Source organism: Roseateles sp. GW823-FHT07B05 (genome assembly GCF_058794515.1).
This window is the reverse complement of sequence record NZ_JBXAGX010000014.1, coordinates 89,267-107,505: the sequence shown is the minus strand read 5'-3', so window position 1 is coordinate 107,505 and position 18,239 is coordinate 89,267. Positions and strand designations below refer to the sequence as shown.

General features: G+C 70.0%; 14 protein-coding genes. All 14 read right to left on the bottom strand.

From position 1 onward, the window contains the following. Positions 1–18 precede the first annotated feature (18 nt). Positions 19–1,389, bottom strand: coding sequence for a tetratricopeptide repeat protein (locus AC1Q7O_RS23220; protein ID WP_492661181.1), 1,371 nt, complete (start codon positions 1,387–1,389; stop codon positions 19–21). A gap of 7 nt (positions 1,390–1,396) precedes the next feature. Beyond that, the gene (locus AC1Q7O_RS23215; protein WP_492661180.1) at positions 1,397–2,041 is read right to left on the bottom strand and encodes a hypothetical protein; all 645 of its coding nucleotides are present in this window, start codon (positions 2,039–2,041) and stop codon (positions 1,397–1,399) included. A 45-nt stretch (positions 2,042–2,086) separates the two neighbouring features. After that, positions 2,087–4,738, bottom strand: coding sequence for a type VI secretion system ATPase TssH (tssH, locus tag AC1Q7O_RS23210; protein ID WP_492661179.1), 2,652 nt, complete (start codon positions 4,736–4,738; stop codon positions 2,087–2,089). A gap of 14 nt (positions 4,739–4,752) precedes the next feature. Then, positions 4,753–5,901, bottom strand: coding sequence for a type VI secretion system baseplate subunit TssG (gene tssG / locus AC1Q7O_RS23205; protein ID WP_492661178.1), 1,149 nt, complete (start codon positions 5,899–5,901; stop codon positions 4,753–4,755). Then, positions 5,898–7,811: a type VI secretion system baseplate subunit TssF gene (gene tssF / locus AC1Q7O_RS23200; RefSeq protein ID WP_492661177.1), complete on the bottom strand. Its 1,914-nt coding sequence runs from the start codon at positions 7,809–7,811 to the stop codon at positions 5,898–5,900. Before tssF ends, tssG begins: the two co-directional genes overlap by 4 nt. Positions 7,812–7,816: 5 nt before the next feature. Further along, on the bottom strand, positions 7,817–8,392 hold the full coding sequence (gene tssE / locus AC1Q7O_RS23195) for a type VI secretion system baseplate subunit TssE (protein WP_492661176.1): 576 nt from the start codon (positions 8,390–8,392) through the stop codon (positions 7,817–7,819). Positions 8,393–8,403: 11 nt separating this feature from the next. Then, on the bottom strand, positions 8,404–9,255 hold the full coding sequence (locus AC1Q7O_RS23190) for a type VI secretion system accessory protein TagJ (RefSeq protein WP_492661175.1): 852 nt from the start codon (positions 9,253–9,255) through the stop codon (positions 8,404–8,406). Between the two features lie 3 nt (positions 9,256–9,258). Further along, the gene (locus AC1Q7O_RS23185) at positions 9,259–9,747 is read right to left on the bottom strand and encodes an Hcp family type VI secretion system effector (RefSeq protein WP_492661174.1); all 489 of its coding nucleotides are present in this window, start codon (positions 9,745–9,747) and stop codon (positions 9,259–9,261) included. A gap of 64 nt (positions 9,748–9,811) precedes the next feature. Beyond that, positions 9,812–10,294, bottom strand: coding sequence for an Hcp family type VI secretion system effector (locus AC1Q7O_RS23180; RefSeq protein ID WP_492661173.1), 483 nt, complete (start codon positions 10,292–10,294; stop codon positions 9,812–9,814). 66 nt (positions 10,295–10,360) lie between these two features. Next, positions 10,361–11,857, bottom strand: a complete 1,497-nt coding sequence (gene tssC, locus AC1Q7O_RS23175; protein WP_492661172.1) for a type VI secretion system contractile sheath large subunit — start codon at positions 11,855–11,857, stop codon at positions 10,361–10,363. A gap of 49 nt (positions 11,858–11,906) precedes the next feature. Continuing rightward, positions 11,907–12,419, bottom strand: coding sequence for a type VI secretion system contractile sheath small subunit (tssB, locus tag AC1Q7O_RS23170; RefSeq protein ID WP_474103968.1), 513 nt, complete (start codon positions 12,417–12,419; stop codon positions 11,907–11,909). Between the two features lie 48 nt (positions 12,420–12,467). Next, the gene (locus AC1Q7O_RS23165) at positions 12,468–13,502 is read right to left on the bottom strand and encodes a type VI secretion system protein TssA (protein ID WP_492661171.1); all 1,035 of its coding nucleotides are present in this window, start codon (positions 13,500–13,502) and stop codon (positions 12,468–12,470) included. Positions 13,503–13,615: 113 nt separating this feature from the next. Continuing rightward, a complete protein-coding gene (locus AC1Q7O_RS23160; RefSeq protein WP_492661170.1) occupies positions 13,616–14,977 on the bottom strand; it encodes a caspase family protein in 1,362 nt (453 codons plus the stop codon). Between the two features lie 102 nt (positions 14,978–15,079). Next, the coding region (locus AC1Q7O_RS23155) for a beta strand repeat-containing protein (RefSeq protein ID WP_492661169.1) at positions 15,080–18,239 on the bottom strand (3,160 nt) is incomplete at its 5' end.

Sequence of the window (18,239 nt, the reverse complement as noted above, 5' to 3'; positions counted from 1 at the left end):
AGTCTATGGCCCGGCCCGTCAGCGGGGGGTGTCCTCGGCCGGGCGGAAGGCCTCGACGACCAGGCCCGCGACGGGCCGGCCGGCCTCGGTGCGCAGGTCCACGGGGTCGAGGTGGATGCCCACGTAGCCCAGCTCGCCCAGGCAGCGGCGCACATAGGCTGCCGAGTGGGCATAGCGGCCGTGGCCCATGAGGCGCCAGTCCTCGCCGGCGGCGGCGTCCAGCGACTCCACGGTGAACAGCAGCAGCCCCGGCGGGCGCAGCGTCTGGCGGGCGGCCGCCAGCACGGCGCTGAGGTCACCGAAGTAACACAGTGTGTCCGCCGACAGCACGACGTCCCAGCGCGGCGGCGTGGCGGCGAGGAACTCGGTCAGCTCGCACTTGTACAGGCCGTCGTAGACCTGCTTCTGCGCCGCCGACTGCAGCATCCGCGCCGACAGGTCCACGCCCTCCAGCCGCACGGCCCAGGGCTTGATGAGCGGGCCGCACAGGCCGGTGCCGCAGCCGGCGTCCAGCACGCTGAGCGACGCGTCGGGCTCGCCGCAGCGCCGGGCCAGCGCGTCGCACAGCAGCGCGGGCGCACGGTAGGTCAGCGAGGCCAGCTTGCTCTCGAAGCTGTCGGCAAAGCTGTCGAACGTGGCCTCGACGTAGGCATCGTCGGCCCGCGCCGGCACGTCGTCGCCCGTGCAGGCGGCGAGGTGGTGGCGGGCAGTGGCGCTGTCGGGCTCGGCAGCCAGCCAGTCGCGGAAGATCTGCGCGGCCTTGTCGCGCTCACCCAGCAGCAGGTGGGCCGAGGCCAGCATGCGCCGCGTGCTGGGGCTCAGCGGCAGCACCAGCAGCGCGCGGCAGAAATGCGCCACGGCCTCGGGAACACGGCCCTGGTCAAGCCGCAGGTTGCCCAGGTTGTTGTGGACGTCGGGATTCTCCGCGTCGATGGCCAGCGCCTGCAGGTAGGCCTGCTCGGCCTCGGCGTCGCGGCGCTGGGCGCGGCGCAGCACGCCCAGGTTGTTGAAGACCTCGACGTTGCCGGGCTCCAGCGCGACGCACTGCTCGTAGGCGGTGCCGGCCTCGTCGAAGCGGCGCTGCGCCAGCAGCACGTTGCCGAGGTTGTTCCAGCCGCCGGCGCGCGGCGCGATCTCCAGGCTGCGGCGCAGCAGCGCGATGGCGCGGGCGCTGTCGCCCTGCTGGTGGCTGGCAATGCCCAGGAAGGCCAGCGCGTCGGGCTGCTGGCCGTCCATCTCCAGCACGCGCTCGTACAGCGCGACGGCCGGCGCCAGCTGGCCCAGTTGGTGCAGGCGCGACGCGAACGCCAGCGTCTCGGGCAGGCTCAGGCCCTCGGGGAGTTCGAAGTCATCATCGGCTTCGTTGTCGGGCAGGGTGGCAAGCGACATCAACACCTCAAGGCAAGACTGCACGCGGCGGCTGCATGGACTGCCGGACGACGGGTCCGCCATTGCCTTGCCCGTCGTCGCTCAGTGCGTCATCGGCGATACGAGCATCGATCTCGCGCAGCTTGCCGATCATCTTCCGCAACGAGTCCTCCAGGGTCTTCTTCTGCTGCGCATTCGCCGCCTTCAGCTCACCGCTCGACTGCATGAAATCTGCCAGCCCGTAGGTGTTCTTGGCCAGATTGGCGAACACGTCGACGACGCTTTGCAGCTTCTTCGGGCTGGCCGCCTTCAGCACCTTCGCGGCCTGGTCGATGCGCTCGAGTTCCTTGCCGTAGCGGTTGCCCTCGAACTTGTCCGGCAGTTTCCCCTTGACCTTCTTCAGGATGTCCATCACGAGCTTGGCCCTGCCGGTGGGCTCGACGGTCACGGTGTCTTCGATGATGTCGGTCACGATGACCGTCGTCCACGACACGACGCCAGCGAGCTCCACCAGGGTGAGCTTTTCGCGGTTGCTGGAGATCTCGCTCAGCATTTCCTTGCCAAAGCGAACGGCGTCCTGGATGACATACCGCTTCTGCTGAAGCGACTTGTCGTGGGTTCCGGAGCGGACGGCTGCCGCACGCACCAGCAGTTTCTCTTCAACAAAGCCCATGTGACTCTCCAAGAAGGCAGGTTACCGGCGGGGCGACGCATTGATTCAGTCGAACGCGTAGGCCAGGTTGCCCTCAGCCACGCTGACGGCGATGCGCTTGACCTCGACGCCCGACACCATGCGGTTGAGCAGCTCCCGCGCGATGCTGGGCAGCATGGTGTTGGTCAGGATCGCGTCGATCATGCGCCCGCCGGACTCGCTCTCGGTGCAGCGGCTCACCACAAGTCTGATGACATCGTCGCCGTATTCGAACGGCACCTTGTGGCGCGCCTCGACGCGCTTCCTGATGCGCTCGATCTGCAGCTTGACGATGCGGCCCAGCATCTCGTCAGACAGCGGGTAGTACGGGATGGTGACCAGCCGGCCCAGCAGCGCCGGCGGGAAGATCTTCAGCAACGGGTCGCGCAGCGCCTTGGCCAGGCCCTCGGCGTCGGGCATCAGGTCGGGGTCCTTGCACAGGCCGGCGATGAGCTCCGTGCCGGCGTTGGTGGTCAGCAGGATCAGCGTGTTCTTGAAGTCGATCTGGCGGCCCTCGCCGTCCTCCATCCAGCCCTTGTCGAAGACCTGGAAGAACAGCTCGTGCACGTCGGGGTGGGCCTTCTCGACCTCGTCCAGCAGCACCACCGAGTAGGGCTTGCGCCGCACCGCCTCGGTCAGCACGCCGCCTTCGCCGTAGCCCACGTAGCCGGGGGGCGCGCCCTTGAGCGACGAGACCGTGTGGGCCTCCTGGTACTCGCTCATGTTGATGGTGATGAGGTTGTGCTCGCCGCCGTACAGCGTCTCGGCCAGCGCCAGCGCGGTCTCGGTCTTGCCGACGCCGGAGGTGCCGGCCAGCATGAACACGCCGATGGGCTTGCTGGGGTTATCCAGCCCCACGCGCGAGGTCTGCACGCGCTTGGCGATCATCTCCATCGCATGGTCCTGGCCGATGACGCGCTCGGCCAGCAGCTTGGGCAGCTGCAGCACGGTTTCGATTTCGTCGGCATTCATGCGACCGACCGGGATGCCGGTCCAGTCCGCCACGACGGCGGCCACGGCCTGCTGGTCCACGGTGGGCAGGATCAGCGGCTGCTCGCCCTGCACCTGGGCCAGCTCGGCCTGCGTGGCGGCCAGGTCGCGCTGGGCCTGGGCCAGCGCATCCTCGTCGGTCAGGCGCTCGGCGCCGCTGAGCTGCTGGCGCAGTGCCAGCAGTTGCTTGACCAGGCCCTTCTCGCGCTCCCACTGCGCGTTCAGCTGCGCCAGGCGCACCTGCTCGTCGTCGAGCTGCTGCTGCACGGCGGCATGGCGCTCTCGGGTGTCGATGCCCAGTTCGGCCTCGCGGCCGATGATGCCCAGCTCGGTCTCCAGCGACTCGATGCGCCGGCTGCTGTCGTCCACCTCGGCCGGTGTGGCGTGCAGGCTGACGGCCACGCGGGCGCAGGCGGTGTCCAGCAGGCTGACGGACTTGTCGGGCAGCTGGCGCGCCGGGATGTAGCGGTGCGAGAACTTGACCGCGGCCTCCAGCGCCTCGTCCAGGATCAGCACCTTGTGGTGCTTCTCCATCGTCGCGGCAACGCCGCGCATCATCAGCAGCGCCTTGGTCTCGCTGGGCTCGTCGACCAGCACGGTCTGGAAGCGCCGCGTCAGCGCCGGGTCCTTCTCGATGTGCTTCTTGTACTCGGCCCAGGTGGTGGCGCCGATGGTGCGCAGCTGGCCGCGTGCCAGCGCCGGCTTGAGCAGGTTGGCCGCGTCGCCCGTGCCGGCGGCGCCGCCGGCGCCCACCAGCGTGTGGGTCTCATCGATGAACAGGATGATGGGCTTCTCGCTGGCCTGCACCTCGTCGATGACGGCGCGCAGGCGCTGCTCGAACTCGCCCTTCATGCTGGCGCCGGCCTGCAGCAGGCCCACGTCCAGCGCGCGCAGCTCGACATCCTTCAGCGCCGGCGGCACGTCGCCGCGCACGATGCGCTGCGCGAAGCCCTCGACGACGGCCGTCTTGCCCACGCCGGCCTCGCCCACCAGGATGGGGTTGTTCTGGCGGCGGCGCATCAGGATGTCGACGACCTGGCGGATCTCCTCGTCGCGGCCGACGATGGGGTCCATCGTCGCGGAGCGGGCCTGCGCGGTCAGGTCGGTGGTGAAGCGCTTGAGCGCCTCCTGCTTGCCCATCGCCGCCGGCGCGATGGCGCCGCTGGCCTCGCCCGGCTCGCCGGCGGCGGCGCTGCTGGCGACCGCGTTCTGCTCGGACGAGCCGGCCAGCAGGTCACGCAGCTTGGCGGCGAGGTCGTCACCGGCGATGCGCTCGAACTGCCGCGAGATGGCGAACAGCGCGTTGCGCAGGTAGGTGGTCTTGAGCATGCCCAGCAGCAGGTAGCCGGTGCGCACGACGTTGTCGCCGTACATCAGCGAGCCGTAGACCCAGCCCCGCTCGATGGCGTTGCTGATGTTGTCGGAGATGTCGGAGATGGCCGTGGCGCCGCGCGGCAGGCGGTCCAGCGCGGCGGTGATGTCCTTGGCCAGCACGGCGTTGTCGATGCCGTAGTGCTTGAACAGCACGGGCCAGTCGCTGTCGGGCGACTGCACGATCTGCGCGATCCAGTGCTCCAGCTCGACGAACGGGTTGCCGCGCAGCTTGCAGAACACGGTAGCGCCCTCCACGGCCTTGTAGGCCATGGGGTTGAGCTTGCCGAACAGGGACAGGCGACTGATCTCACTCATGCTGATCTCCCGAATCAGTGGGTTGGTGTTCTTGGGCCGGCGGCAGGCCGCCTGGCGCGGCGCATCAGCGCCTCGGGCTCGACGCGCACGTCCGCGCATTCGCTGCGCGGCGTGGCGCGCTGCAGCCACATGGAGCGGCCCAGCCGGTGGGCGCCGCCCAGGCGCGCGGCCGGCACCTCCTGCGGCAGCAGGCGCAGCGTCAGCCGCCAGCCCAGCATGTCGTTCACGTAGTCGCGCACGATGGACTGCAGCTCGGCCAGCTCCTGCGCCTGGTTGAGCAGGCTCTCGAAGCGCTCGAACCGGATCGGGCCGATGACGATGCCGAACTGGTGCTGCACGTCCCAGACGCTGCGCCCCAGCACGACGCCGGCGCCGAGCTGCTGGCCGCGGTCGGGCCAGCGCTTGAGCTGGCTGCGCTCGTCGCGTGGCAGCGCCAGCCAGGTGCCGACGAACTCCTCGATCTGCACCGGCACGCGGAAATAGGTTGCCAGCACGGCCTGCAGCCCGTCGGCGTTGCGCGCCTGCTGCGCGAAGCGGCCGGCGAAGAACAGCCGCAGGTGCGCCGGCGTGACGTTGGCCGCCGCCGCGCCGGGCGCGCCGAAGCCGGCCAGCGACGCGGCATAACGCGCGAAGCGGTCGTCCTGAGGCCGGTCCAGCTGCACCGTGGGCTGGGCCTGCGCCCAGGCCCGGTAGAACAGCAGCAGCAGCCGGTGGTGGAAGACGTTGGCGAAGGCGGTGAGCGTGGTGTCGCCCTTGCCCTGGCGCTCGTGGGCGTAGTCGCTGAGGTGGCCCGGCAGGCTGCCGTGCGGGCCGAACAGGCCGAAGAAGCGCACATCCAGCCGCGGCGCCGTGGCGCGCGGGTCGCGCACCAGGCCGACGAGGTCGGACGGCGCGAAGCTCATGGACGGCGGCTGGCCCAGCCGGATGGGCTCGTCCGCCGGGCGGGCCGCCTGGCCCAGTGGCGGGTTGGGCGCGTTCAGCGCGTCGATGCGGCGCAGCGCCGCGTAGAAGTTGTAGGCCCAGGGCTGGTCGGCCAGCCGCTGCAGCAGCGCCTGCAGCTCGGCCGGGCGCGCGCCGGGCACCGGCCCCTTGCGTGCCTGCACGGCCGGCGTGGCCGCGCCCGGCGGGCGCTCGGCGCCGTCGGGCGGCAGATCGTCGGTCACAGCACCGCCCCCCGGCCCCAGCGCAGCGTGTCGCGCATCAGCTCGCCGCGCGAACTGGAGGTCAGCACGGTCTGCACCGCGGTGTTGATCGACGCGTAGCGCCGGAAGAAGCGCCCCAGCACGCAGCCCAGCAGGTAGGCGCTGCCGCCCTGGAAGGCGCGCTCGTCCACCTCCACCTCCACCTCCAGCGTGCGCCCGTAGGTGATGCGGCTGTGGAAGGACTTGCCGCGCTCGCCGCCCTCGGCCTCGGGCAGCCGGCGCACGCGCGGCGTGACGCGCACGTGGCGGATGCCCTCGATCTGGCGCTGCGCGCCGGCATCCTGGCTCTGCGCGTACAGCCCCAGCAGCGTGCGCAGCGCGGCGGCGCCCTGGTCGGGGTCGGTGTCGCTGAGCGACAGGTGGTTGAGGCTGAGGTGGTTGACCAGCTGCCACACATGCGAGGCGTCGCGCCCGCGCTGGGCCGGCTTGCTGGGGCCGGACAGCACGCGCACGCTGTCCACCGGCGCCGTCACCTCGAGGATGAAGTCCGTGCGGCCGACGCCCACCGCCAGGTGCAGCGGCAGGTCACGGTTGGTGCACAAGGCCTTGACGGCCAACTGGCGCAGCCCGGCCGGCAGCGGTGCCTCGCGAGGGTCGACGAGACTGAGGAAGACCTCGGCGCCGACGTAGCTGGACCGCGGCCCGAGCTTGCGCTGGCGCTCCGACAGCACGCGCGGCTCGCGCTGCTGGCAGTAGTAGGCCTGCTGGCCGCGGCCTTCGGTGTGGAAGGCCGAGTACAGCGGCAGGAACTCCTGCTCGCTGTCGCTGCCGGTGCCGTAGCCGTGCACCTGCTGCACCTCGAACACCTCGTAGTCCATGGGGTGGGCGACGTCGGGCACGACGTGGAACTCGTGCATGCCCTCGCGCACGGCGATGCGGTCGCAGCGGTGCGGGAACAGGTTGATGGCCGGCGTGCAGTGCAGGCCGACGCTGTTGGCATCCAGCACGCCTTCGAGCTGGGCGTCGCCCTGGTCCAGCAGGAACAGCAGCTCCACCTCCTGCGCCGGCCGGCCGGCGATGGCGGCGTCCAGCCCCTGCAGCCGCGCGAACAGGAAGCGCTCCGGCAGCGCAAAGTACTCCTGCAGCAGCCGGTAGCCCTCGAAGCTGCGCGGCTCGTCTGGCAGCAGGCCCTCGGCGGTCTCGAAACCCAGCGGCTGCAGCTGCCGCGCGTCCATCCACGACTGCCACGCACCGCCACTGCCCCCGTTGCCGGCCGGGCGCACCAGCACTGCCAGCGTGTGGCCTAGCACGCGCTCGTGCAGCTTGAAGGCCACGCCGGCCTGGCCGCTGAAATGCAGGTCCAGCTGCGACAGCTTGAGTTGGTGCAGCCCCAGCGCCCCGACGGCGGCCAGCCGCACGCGGATGCCGGCGCGCGCGCGGCTGCCGCTCAGTTGCGGCGGCAGGCCGGCGTCGGCGACGTGGCTGAGGTACTGCACCTCGCGCACCTCCAGCGGCCACAGCCGCACCGGGTGCGCGGTGCGGAAGCGGCAGGCCGTCTCCTCGCCCTTGCCCAGCAGCCCGCGCAGCTCGGTGCCGCGCGCCACCTCGGGGCCCTCGGCAAGCGCCGGGTCGGCCAGGTTGGGCTGCAGCCGCACGATGGCCATCGACGGCACCGGCGCGAGGAAGCTGGGGTAGCAGATCTCCAGCAGCCGGTCGGTGAAGCGCGGGAACTCGGCATCCAGCCGCAGCTGCACGCGCGCCGCCAGGAAGGCGAAGCCCTCCAGCAGCCGCTCGACGTAGGGGTCGGTGACCTGCAGGCCGTCCATGCTGAGGCGGCCGGCGATCTTGGGGTACTGGCGCGCGAACTCCTGGCCCATCTCCTTGAGGTGGCCCAGTTCGCGTTCGTAGAGTTCCAGCAGGCGCGGGTCCATGGCGGCTAGCGGTTGAGTTCCTGAACCTGCACCTGCCCGGACTCCAGGTCCAGCTCGGTGCGCAGCACCAGCTCCAGCGGCACCGGCTGCGCCCACAGCTGCGCGGTGATGCGCATGGCCACCAGGTTGTGGTGGTGCAGCACGTCCTCGCTGAACTCCGCCTCCACGCTGAGGCTGCCGGCAATGATGCGCGGCTCGAAATCGATGATGGCGCGGCGGATGGTGGCCTCCAGCCGCGGGATATCCAGCGTCGAGGCCGTCAGCCCCGACAGGCAGGGCAGGCCGAAGCACAGCACCGAGTTGCGCGTCAGCGGCAACGCGTCCCAGTCCTGGAAGCGGCCCAGGCGCTCTTCTTCCTCGGCGTTGTCGAGGTGCGCGCCCTGCTCGTTGAGCAGCCAGTACGGCGCCTCGGGGCGGACGGCGTTGAACAGCCAGCGCAGGTCGCGCAGCACCGCCTGGCGCAGCGCGTGGGCATTGAGCACGCGCTGCTCGCGCGCCTCCACCTGCGTGCCGGGGTCGGTGTCGGTGAGGCGGTCGAGAAGGGACGGCTGGAGCCGGTCACGCGGAGCGGTCTGCGCCATGGCCCGGGCGCTCAGGCGTCAGCTGCAGGAGCGGTGGCGGCTTCGGCTTCGTCGGCAGCGTGCTGGGCATCGAAACGCAGCTCGCGGATCTCGAGCAGCGCCGTCTCGGCCTCGGGCGTCACGAGGATGCGCTGGCCCAGCCCACGGTAGCTGTCGCCGGCGCCAGGCAGCCATTCGGTGCGGCGGGCCATCAGCAGCGCGCCGTCGGCGTCGGCCGGCAGGTCGGGGTAGCGGTTGGGCAGCAGCGCCACCACTTCGCCCCCGTTGGTGAACGACAGCTGGGCCGGCGCCCAGACGAGGTCGCGCAGGTCCGCCGGCGCCTCGATGCTGACGGCGCTCAGGTGCGCGAACGGCACCCAGTAGTAGCGGCCGTTGACGATGGCCTCCAGCACGGGGCCGAGCCGGCCGTCGGCGTCGGCCAGCCAGTCGAAGGCGCGGCCGTCCATCTGGCCGGCGTTCGCCGGAGCGGCGTCGAAAGCCTGGGCGCGCAGGCTGGCCGCGAGTGCGAACTCACCGCGCCCGTCCTGCAGCAGCGCCTCCACCAGCATCGCCAGCCAGGGGTCGGGTTCGCCGAAGATCATCGGCACGCGCCGGCCAGCGAACACCTCGCCGCGCAGCCGCTCGCAGGCGATGGCCTCGCGGTAGGTCTGCACCATGGCCAGCGCGCCGGCGTCGAGCTGACCGGCCACGTCGAGCTGGCTCAGCGCCTTGTCCCAGCGGCCGAGCACGCACAGCAGCTGGAACAGCGCCACACGCAACTCGGCCTTGCCAGGCTGCGCGCGCACGTCGGCCTGCAGCAGGGCCAGCGCCGCTTCGGGCGTGCCGGCCTTGAGCGCCTGCTCGAAAGGAGTCGGGTTGCCCATGGACTAGATGGCTTCCGCGTTGAAGGTCGTCGCGCCGCCACCCGAGCCGCCCGCGTCCTGTGACTTGTACTGGATCTCGATGGCCTTGAAGGTCAGGCTCAGCGTCTCGACCAGCAGCGCCGGCTGGGCCGGGTCGGACTGCAGGTCGTAGGCCGTGATGCGGCCGTCCTTGATCTTGACCTGCATGTAGTCCAGCGGCGTTGCGCCGCCGCTGGCCTTGCGCACCGTGACGACCGCCTCGACGACGGCATCGTTGCTGCGCATCACGCCCATCAGGGCCGTGGACGCGCGGTCCACGTCCTTGACGATCTTGACGGAATCGAACGAGGTCTTGTTGGACGGCCCCTTCGCGCCCATCGCCGTGGTGGACTTCATCCCCCAGGCGATGGAGCGAATGTCCATCTCGTCCTTGTGCTGTGCGTCGGCGCTCTCGCCCTTGATGACGCCGCCCTTCAGGCTCTTGAGGCGCAAAAAAATATCACTCTTGGCCATGCCTTGCTCGCAGCTTTAGCAGACGCAACGGCGTTGCGCCGATCACAGCACCTGGGTCAGGTCATCAAGCTTCAGTGTTCTGCTTGATGTCCCACTTGGCGGTCTTGACCGCGCCCGCGGCACCTGCGGTGTCCTGCGGCGTGTACTCGTAGGTGAACTTGGCGAAGTTCAGCGTGATGTTCTCGGTCAGGCGGTCCTCACCACCCGAGCCACCTTCCTGCACGCTGGTGACCAGCACTTCTTCCAGCTTGATCTTGATGTACTCCAGCGGCTTGCCGCCGGCCTTGCGCACGGTCAGCTTGGCTTCCTTGAAGTGCTTACCCGAGCAGGCGGCCTGGATCAGCGCATGGCTGGCCGAGTCGATGTACTTGGTGATGGAGATGTCATTCACATTGACCTTGCCGGCACCGCCGCCACCACCCACATGGGTCGTGCCGCTGTTGCTCAGCGACCAGCTCCAGGCCAGCACATCGATCTCGTCCTTGTGACCCTTGTCGGCGGACTCACCCTTGATGTCGCCGATCTTGATGAACATGTCTACAGCCATATCGCTCTCCTGTGTGTGAACGGGCAATCATGAAACGCCGGCCCGGCAAGCGGCTTGCGGAAAACCTCAGGCGCCCTTGGTCGATGGTAGCTTCGACACCAGACGCAACGAAACGCTCAATCCTTCAAGTTGATAGTGCGGCCGCAGGAAGAACTTGGACTGGTAATAGCCCGGCGCTCCCTCGACTTCCTCGACGACCACCTCCGCAGCGGCCAGCGGGCGCATAGCCTTGGTCACTTCGGAGGAGTGGGCCGGATCACCGTCCACGTAGTTCATGATCCAGTTCTGCAGCCACAGCTGCATGTCGTCCCTCTCCTTGAAGGACCCGATCTTGTCTCGCGCCATCTGTTTCAGGTAGTGCGCAAAACGACTGGTTGCAAAGATGTACGGCAGATTGGCCGCCAGGCGCGCATTGGCGGTCGCGTCGGGGTCGTCGTACTCGGCCGGCTTGTGCAGCGACTGCGCACCGATGAAGGCGGCGAAGTCGCTGTTCTTCTTGTGCACCAGCGGCATGAAGCCGGCACGGGCCAGCTCGGCCTCGCGGCGGTCGGAGATGGCGATCTCGGTCGGGCACTTCATGTCCACGCCGCCATCGTCCGTCGGGAAGGTGTGAGCCGGCAGGTTCTGCACGGCGCCACCGGACTCGATGCCGCGGATGCGCGTGCACCAGCCGTATTCCTTGAATGCGCGGTTGATGTTGACGGCCATCGCATACGACGCGTTGGCCCACGAGAAGCGGCTGTGGTCCTGCCCCCCCGTGTCTTCCTCGAAGTTGAACTCCTCGACGGGGTTCGCCTTGGCACCGTAGGGCAGGCGCGCCAGGAAGCGCGGCATGGCCAGGCCGATGTACTTGGAGTCCTCCGACTCGCGCAGCGAGCGCCAGGCGGCGTATTCCGGGCTGGTGAACATCTTGTTCAGGTCGCGCGGGTTGGCGAGCTCCTGCCAGGACTCCATCTGCAGGATGGTGGGCGACGCGCCAGCGATGAAGGGCGTGTGCGAGGCGGCTGCGGTCTTGGCAATCTCGCCCAGCAGTTCGACGTCGGGCGGGGTCTGGTCGAAGTGGTAGTCACCCACCAGGCAACCGAAGGGGTGGCCGCCGAACTGGCCGAACTCTTCCTCGTAGATCTTCTTGAACAGCGGGCTCTGGTCCCAGGCCGTGCCCTTGAAGCGCTTGAGGGACTTGCCGAGCTCGTTCTTGGAGATGTTGAAGACCTTGATCTTCAGCATCTCGTCGGTTTCGGTGTTGTTGACGAGGTAGCTCAGGCCGCGCCAGGCGCTTTCGAGCTTCTGGAAGTCCTCGTGGTGGATGATCTTGTTGACCTGGGCCGACAGCTTCTCGTCGAGCGCCGCGATCATCTGCTCGATCGTCGCGAAGACGTCCTTGCCGACGATCTTGGACTGCGACAGGGCCTGCATGGCCAGCGTCTGCACGGCCTGCTCGACGGCATTCTTGGCGTCGTCGGTCTTGGGTTTGAATTCGCGCTGGAGCAGCGATGCCAGGTCGCTGCCTTCGAAGGCAACGCTGGTCAGCGCGGATGCTGCGGTGGAGGATTCTGCGGCCATCGGAGAGGTCCTTTCTGTCTTGCTCTGGAACCGGGCGCCGGGCGCCCGATCAGCTGTTGCCGTCGGCGGGCTTGGCGTTGGCCGTCATGGCCTGCAGCAGCGCCGGGTCGGCCAGCAGCTTGGCGACGAGTTCCTCGGCGCCGGACTTGCCGTCCATGTAGGTGATGAGGTTGGAGAGCTGCTGGCGCGCCTCCAGCAACTTGTTCAGCGAGTCGACCTTGCGGGCCACGGCGGCCGGCGAGAAGTCGTCCATGCTCTCGAAAGTCAGTTCCACCGACAGGCTGCCTTCGCCGGTCAGCGCGTTGTCGACCTGGAAGGCGGCACGCGGCTTCATGGCCTTCATGCGCGCATCGAAGTTGTCGACGTCGAACTCCAGGAACTTGCGGTCGGCCACCGGCGCCAGCGGCTCATCGGACTTGGGCTTGCCGGACAGGTCGGACAGCACGCCCATCACGAAGGGCAGCTGCACCTTCTTCTGCGAACCGTACAACTCCACGTCGTACTCGATCTGAACGCGCGGGGCGCGGTTGCGAGCGATGAATTTCTGGCTGCTACTCATGATGGTGTCTGCCTGTGGTTTGAAGAGTCATTGTTTCCCAAGTTGCCGGTCTCAGGAGTCCTGCGTCGTCACGGTTTCAGGGTCCACGCCCATGACGCGGGCCACCTCGGCCAGCGCATCCGGCGCCAGTTCCTTCATCAGCTGCAGGAAGTTATGTCCGATGAGGCTCTTGGCGCGGCGCAACAGCAGCTGGGCCGGGTTGGTGGGTTCGTGCTGGTCCAGGTAGCGGCAGATGGCGTCGATGGCCTGGATGGCATCGGCCCGCGACTGGATGGCGCCCGGCGTGCGCGCCACCGCGCGGCCACCGCCTCCAGGGGCGGCTTCGGCCGGCGCCTCGCCTTCGGTGGGCTCGCCCTCGGCCGCGGCCTCGGTGGCCGGGAAGAGCTGGCCCAGCTGGTAGAGCCACTTGCTCAGCGGTGCCAGATCCAGCCCCGGCGTGCCGGCCAGCCGGTCGTCCAGCGCGGATGTCAGCGTGCCAAGCTCGGCGCGCAGCCGGGCCGGCAGCTCGGCCAGCTGCGGGGATTGCTCGTACGCCTCCTGCAGCATCAGCGCCAGCGAGTCGCGGCTGGGCGGGGATTCGTCATCGCGCGGCGTCAGCCCGCCCCAGGCCAGCTCGAAGGTGCGGCCCAGCAGCTCGCCGACGCGCCGGTCGGCGTAGACCGGGCTGGCGCGCAGGTCGCCCAGCAGGTACTCGGGGCTGGCGAGCGCATTCAGCGCGTTGACGCGGGCGAAGTGGTCGCCGTCATCGGGCTCGGGATGCAGCGCCTCCCAGTGATTGGAGACCAGGCCGTTGAGCAGCTGCAGGCCGTCGAGCAGCGCGGCCGCGCCGTGCAGGCGCACCGCCGCACGGATCCAGGGCACCACCACGCGCAGGTCTCGGGTCTCGTCCATCAGCGCCGAGGCGCGTGCGTAGACGTCGCTCCAGTCCGGCGGCTCGGCGGCGCTGTGCTGGGTCTCGGGTTTGCCGGCAACGGCCTGCTCCAGCGCCAGGAAGGTGCCCGCATATTCGAGGTTAGGCCCGCAGGGCGTGCCATCGGCTGCCGATGCTCCCAGCCAGCGTTCCACCAGTTCCTGGCGTTCCCGCACGTCGTCCAATCTATCCCCCCTGCGCAGTGCGCATCAACTTGTGCCGGCGCAGCCTATCACCGCGATCATGTCGGCTCAATTGCCGGCCACCCGGGTCAGTGCCGGCGGGTTCATCACTTTCGCTTATTGTCGAGCGAGGGGGGCGGCGTGAAGCCCAGCGAACGGGCGGACTGCTCGTAGCGCGTGGCCAGTTCGTCCTGGCCGCGCGCCCGGTACAGCAGGGCGAGGTCGTAGCTGGCGATGCCGTTGCCCAGCGCCGTCGCGTACTGCAGCCAGCCTTCGTAGCGGCCGCGCGCCTTGTTGACATCCAGGGCGGGGTCGACGGCGCTGTCCAGGTAGGCTTGCCCCAGCCGCTTGGCCGCATCCTTGTCGCCGCGGGCGGCGCGCTTGAAGTCGCGCTGCATGGCCGCGCTGGCGCTGGCCGGCGGCTGGAAGGAGCTGCGGTAGAGCTTGACGTCGCTGCGCTGCAGCAGTTTGGCCGCTTCGCTGGAGCCTTCCAGCGCGACCATCGCCGGCTGCGCGCGACGCCCCTGCGGGAAGAGCTCCAGGTAGCGGCTGGCCAGCTTCACGAGCTCGGGCGGCCAGATGCTCTGCTGGATCTGCGCCCACAGCTCTTCCTCGTCCTGCTGGCTCGGCGCCGGCACGGCGGCCTCGGCGGGCCGGGGGCGCCACAGCACCGGCGCGTGCGTCTGCACGTTGTCGGCGATGAACGGGTCCTGCGCCAGCACGCGCACCGCGTTGACCGGGTGGTTGAGCATGGTCTCGCGCACGTCGCGGCGCACCAGCCGGAACATGTCGGCGAAGCTGGTTTCCTCGCCCACCGAGTTCAGCACCTTGACCAGGGACGCGGTGTAGAAGGTGTTCTGGTTCTCGGAGTCGGGCGAGATGGCGGGCTTGCCGGCACCGGTGGAGAACGCGATGAGGCAGCCGGGCGGCGCCTCGACCTGGTTCAGGCCGTCCTTGTCGCGCACGGCCGCGCGGATGGCGACCCGGCAGCTGTCGAGCACGGCATAGGTGGCGCCGGCGGCACGCGGCGCGAGCGGCCCCACCACGTCCTGTGCGAGTTCCAGGCTGCCCTTCTGCACATCGGAAACCACGCCGGGGTTCACGCCGGCGGCGATCAGCAGGTTGCGCGATTCGTCCTGCACGCCGTGGCCGCTGTAGTAGAAAAACACGGTCGCGTCGGGCGGCGCGGCCGCGACGACCTTGCCGAACGCCGCGATGGCGGCACGGGAGCGCGCCACGTCGAGGTTGAGCGCGTCGGTCACCGCGAAGCCCTTGGCCTCCAGCGCGGCCTTCAGGTCGCGCAGGTTCTTCGGGATGGGCGGCAGCTCCTGGTCGGCCGGGTAGTCACGGTTGCCCAGCAGCAGCGCCAGGCGCACCGGCGCGCCGTCGGGCCGCGACAGCTGGGCGTGGGCCGCCGTCGTCGCCACCCAGGCGCCGGGCATCGCGCCCAGCGCCGCGCCCTGCTTCATCAATGCGCGCCGCGCGCGTGCACGCGGACCCAAGCTCTCGTTCACGTCACTGCCCTCTTTCCTGCTGCGAGAGGCGATCTTGCCAGACGCCGATGTCATCACTCAGGGCTTGCCGTCACCGCCGGCGTCACCGGCAGCGCAGCCCAACTGCGCCCCCACCGGTGCGCAGGACCGCGGCGGCTGCGTGCCGCTGCTGCCCTCCGTCGCCGGCCGGCCCGGGCCGACCTCGGTGATGACGCCGCCACGCAGGCGCGAAGCGACGTTCTCGGTGCGCACCGCCTCCTCGAAGCGGTCGCGGCGCGCGGCCTCCGACACCGACGCGATGGACGACAGCGCGCCGTCCGCCTGAGGCGAGCTGGGCGCATAGCCGTTGTACTTGACGAGGATGGCCGACTCCTTGCCCGCGCCGTCGTAGAAGAACAGGTAGCCCGCGGAGCCGGTCTCCGGCCCGGTGAGCAGGATGACGGCCTTGTTGCGGATGAGCGCCGCCGTCCCGGTCGGGTCACCGCCCACCTTGGGCAGCACGGTGATGTAGCCGGAGTTGATGCCCGCCGTCGTGCCGGCGGCGTCGCCGCGGCCGATGTCGACCGCCACCTGGCCGAACGGCGCACCGCCGCCATCGAAGGCCGTCGAGCCGATGCTGATGGCCAGCCCCGGCAGCTGGACGTTGGTGCCCAGCGTGTTGCTGTAGCTCAGGCGCGCCTTGATGACCGCGGGGTCGGTCGTGCCCAGTGCATCGGCGTTGAAGAAGGCCATGTCGGCCTCCACGCCGGCACCGGTCACGTTGACCTGCTTGCCCGTCACGCGCAGCAGCGACCGGGCCGGCGCGTCGCTCGACGTCGCCGCGGCCGGCACCGATGCCAGCTTGGCCGACAGCCCGCCCACGAACTGGTTGCCGGCCTGCATCAGGCTGGCAGAGCCGCCCGCGTCGGCGACGAGATTCAGCCGCCCTTGCGCCGCCACCGCCAGTGACCCCGAGGTCTGCACGATGACGTCGGCCAGCACGCGGATCTGCTTGCCCAGCGCGTCCTTCAGCACCACCTCCTTGGCGATGCCGATGGACTGCTGGTAGGTCGACAGCAGGCCGTCATCGACGGCGGCGGGCTTGTTCACGGCCAGCGTGACAGCCCCCTGGTTGACCTTGATGTCGCCGCCCAGCGAGAACACCGGCACGCTGACCTTGCCGTCGGTCAGCGTGGGGCTGGCCACCGTGATGCTGCCGCCGTTGACCTGCACCAGCGGCGCGCTGGTGTTCAGGCCCTCGAACACGGCAGTGCCCGCGCTGTTGCCCAGCGTGACCTTGCCGGCCCGCGTGACGCCGTCGACGGCGCCGACGGCGGTGATGTCGAAGCCGTCCTTGTCGCGGTAGCTGATGGCCCCGTCCGCGGCAGCGTCCCCACGAGCCACGGCGATCTTGGCGACGTCGTTGTCGGCGTTCTCCAGCGTCACGGCGCCGGAACCCTTGAGCACGAGCGAACCGGCAACCAGATTCTTGCCGGCGTCCTGCCTGACGGTGCCGCTGGCGGTGTCCAGCGTGACCACTTTGCCGGTCGCGGTCAGGCCATCCTGGGCGGCCCACGCAGGCGCTGCCACCGAGTCGGCGGCAAACCCGCTGACGGTGTAGCCGGTCGAGCTCTTGAGGCCGATGGCGTCGCCGGCCACGGCGGACAGCGGGCCGCTGAGCGCATTGGTCGCCGCATCCAGCGCGATGGTGCCCGTCGCGCTGACGGCCAGCCCGCCCGCGGTGATCGCGCCGGTGCCAGCCTGGCTGACGGCGCCGTTCGCGGCCGTCAGCCGCAGCGCATGGCTGCCGACCTGGATGGGCTGCGCAATCGACAGGTTGCCCGATTCGGTGCGCAGCAGCACATCGGCGTTGCGCGTGATGCCGCTGGTGGCACCGACCGTGTCGACCGACAGTGCGCCACCGTTCACGAAGCGGATGGTGCCGTCGCCAGCACCCACGGCCAGCTTGCCCACGGCATTGGCCACGTTGAGCAACGCCACGGCGCCTGCGCCCTGCAGTTCCAGGACCGGCACGTCCAGCGCGCCCGACTGCGTCACCGCGCCGCCGCTGTTCACCAGCAGGCTGCTTGCGGACACCGCCGTCAGCGTGGTGCTGCCCGCGCTGGTGAGGCTGGAAGCCCCCGTGCCCGTGAGCCGGGCCTCCAGGGCCCCGCCAGCCTGGGCCGCGGTCGCGGCGGTGCCGTTGAAGCTCACGCCGAGGTCGTTGGCATCCCGCACGCTGGCCGCGCCGGTGGTCGCCACCGTGACCGCGCCGCGGAAATCGTTGCCCGCGTTGGCCAGCGTCACCGCCGAGGCGCCGGCATTGAGGGTCGTGGCACCGCTCACCGTCACGTCGCCGCTCTGCGTCACCGCGCCCGTGCTGGCGATGTCCAGGCTGCCGTTCACGGCACTGGCGCCCAGGCCGGCCGTGCCGCTGCTAGCGATGCTGAGCGCGCCGCTGCTGCCGCTGCTGGTCACGCCGGCACCGGTGAGGCTGGTGGCGCCACTGTTGGCCAAGGTCGCCGAGAGCGTCCCGCCGGCCTGCGCGGTAGCGCTGCCGGTGTCGTTGAAGCTCACGGCCAGCGAGCCGGCATTGCGCACACGCGCGGCGGCCGTGGTGGTGACGGCAACGGCGCTCCGGAAATCGTTGCCGGCATTGGCCAGCGTCACGGCCGCGGCATTGGCGTTGACCGTCGTCGTGCCGGTCACGGTCACATCGCCGCTCTGCGTCACCGCGCCGGTGCTCGTGATCCCCAGATTGCCGCCGACCGCGCTCGCCCCCAGGTCCGTCGCGCCCGTGCTGGCCACCGTGAGCGCGCCGCTTGAGCCGCTGACGGCCACGCCCGCGCCGGCCAGGCTCGTGGCGCCGGTGTTGACCAGCGTGGTCGTCAGCACGCCACCGGCCTGGACGGCCGTGGCGCCGGTGTTGGTCAGCGTGAGGTTCAGGGCGTCCTTGTCGCCGACGCTGGCGGCGCCGGTCGTCGCAATCGCGACCGCGCCCTGGAAGTCGTTGCCCGCGTTGGCCAGCGTCACCGCTGCCGCGTGCGCGTTGATGGCCGTCGTGCCGGTCACCGTCACGTCGCCGCTCTGCGTCACTGCGCCCGTGCTGTCCAGGCTCAGGCTGCCCGTCACAGTGCTGGCGCCGAGCAGGGTCGGCCCCGTGCTGGCAACGCTCAGCGCCGCGCTGCTGCCGCTGCTGGTGACGCCCGCGCCGGTCAGGCTGGTGGCGCCCGCCCCGGTCAGCGTCGCCGTCAGCGCC

Bases quoted from the DNA above. Each gene is read 5' to 3' on its own strand.
- AC1Q7O_RS23220 (WP_492661181.1), bottom strand. From the start codon at position 1,389: ATGTCGCTTGCCACCCTGCCCGACAACGAAGCCGATGATGACTTCGAA.
- AC1Q7O_RS23215 (WP_492661180.1), bottom strand. From the start codon at position 2,041: ATGGGCTTTGTTGAAGAGAAACTGCTGGTGCGTGCGGCAGCCGTCCGC.
- tssH (WP_492661179.1), bottom strand. From the start codon at position 4,738: ATGAGTGAGATCAGTCGCCTGTCCCTGTTCGGCAAGCTCAACCCCATG.
- tssF (WP_492661177.1), bottom strand. From the start codon at position 7,811: ATGGACCCGCGCCTGCTGGAACTCTACGAACGCGAACTGGGCCACCTC.
- tssE (WP_492661176.1), bottom strand. From the start codon at position 8,392: ATGGCGCAGACCGCTCCGCGTGACCGGCTCCAGCCGTCCCTTCTCGAC.
- AC1Q7O_RS23190 (WP_492661175.1), bottom strand. From the start codon at position 9,255: ATGGGCAACCCGACTCCTTTCGAGCAGGCGCTCAAGGCCGGCACGCCC.
- AC1Q7O_RS23185 (WP_492661174.1), bottom strand. From the start codon at position 9,747: ATGGCCAAGAGTGATATTTTTTTGCGCCTCAAGAGCCTGAAGGGCGGC.
- AC1Q7O_RS23180 (WP_492661173.1), bottom strand. From the start codon at position 10,294: ATGGCTGTAGACATGTTCATCAAGATCGGCGACATCAAGGGTGAGTCC.
- tssC (WP_492661172.1), bottom strand. From the start codon at position 11,857: ATGGCCGCAGAATCCTCCACCGCAGCATCCGCGCTGACCAGCGTTGCC.
- AC1Q7O_RS23160 (WP_492661170.1), bottom strand. From the start codon at position 14,977: ATGAAGCAGGGCGCGGCGCTGGGCGCGATGCCCGGCGCCTGGGTGGCG.